The sequence below is a fragment of the Streptomyces alboflavus genome (assembly GCF_000716675.1).
GTDB lineage: Bacteria > Actinomycetota > Actinomycetes > Streptomycetales > Streptomycetaceae > Streptomyces > Streptomyces alboflavus.
Map to the genome: position 1 here is coordinate 1 of NZ_JNXT01000143.1, position 828 is coordinate 828.

Below are 828 nucleotides of genomic sequence, written 5' to 3' on the forward strand. Positions count from 1 at the left end.
CGTGGGGTGTGGGGGCGTGGGGTGTGGGGTGGGGGGTGTCTTTAAGGGGTGCGGCGGCGGAGGGTTGCTGCGCCGAGTGCCAGGACCAGGAGGGCGCAGGCCGCGACGATGACCGCGTCGCGGACGAAGTCGCCCGTGATGTCGGGGTGGCGCAGGACCTCGTTCATGCCGTCGACCGCGTACGACATGGGGAGGACGTTCGAGATCGCCTCCAGGACCGGCTGCATGTTGTCGCGGGGCGTGAACAGGCCGCAGAGCAGCAGCTGGGGGAAGATCACCGCCGGCATGAACTGGACCGCCTGGAACTCGGAGGCCGCGAAGGCCGAGACGAAGAGGCCGAGGGCCGTTCCGAGCAGGGCGTCCAGGAGTGCCACCAGGAGCAGCAGCCAAGCCGAGCCCGTCACGTCCAGGCCGAGGGCCCACAGCGCCAGGCCGGTGGCCAGGGCCGACTGGATCACGGCCAGGGCGCCGAAGGCCAGGGCGTAGCCCGCGATCAGGTCGCCCTTCGCCAGGGGCATGGCCAGGAGGCGTTCCAGGGTGCCGGACGTGCGTTCGCGGAGGGTCGCGATGGAGGTCACCAGGAACATCGTGATCAACGGGAAGACGCCCAGGAGTGAGGCGCCGATCGCGTCGAAGGTGTGCGGGCTGCCGTCGAAGACGTAGCGGAGCAGCAGGAGCATCACGCACGGGACGAGGATCATCAGCGCGATGGAGCGGGGGTCGTGGCGGAGTTGGCGTAGGACTCGGGCCGCTGTCGCGAGGGTTCGGTTCGGGGTCATGAGGGCTCCGGGAGGGGTTCGCTCGGTTCGGGGGGGGGCGGTCAGGGGT

At 70.4% G+C, this 828-nt stretch carries 1 protein-coding gene; it reads right to left on the reverse strand.

All coding sequences use genetic code 11. The features are described from left to right. Positions 1 to 41: 41 nt before the first annotated feature. Positions 42 to 779: an ABC transporter permease gene (locus OO63_RS41090; protein ID WP_051811823.1), complete on the reverse strand. Its 738-nt coding sequence runs from the start codon at positions 777 to 779 to the stop codon at positions 42 to 44. Positions 780 to 828 lie beyond the last annotated feature (49 nt).

Bases quoted from the DNA above. Each gene is read 5' to 3' on its own strand.
- OO63_RS41090 (WP_051811823.1), bottom strand. From the start codon at position 779: ATGACCCCGAACCGAACCCTCGCGACAGCGGCCCGAGTCCTACGCCAA.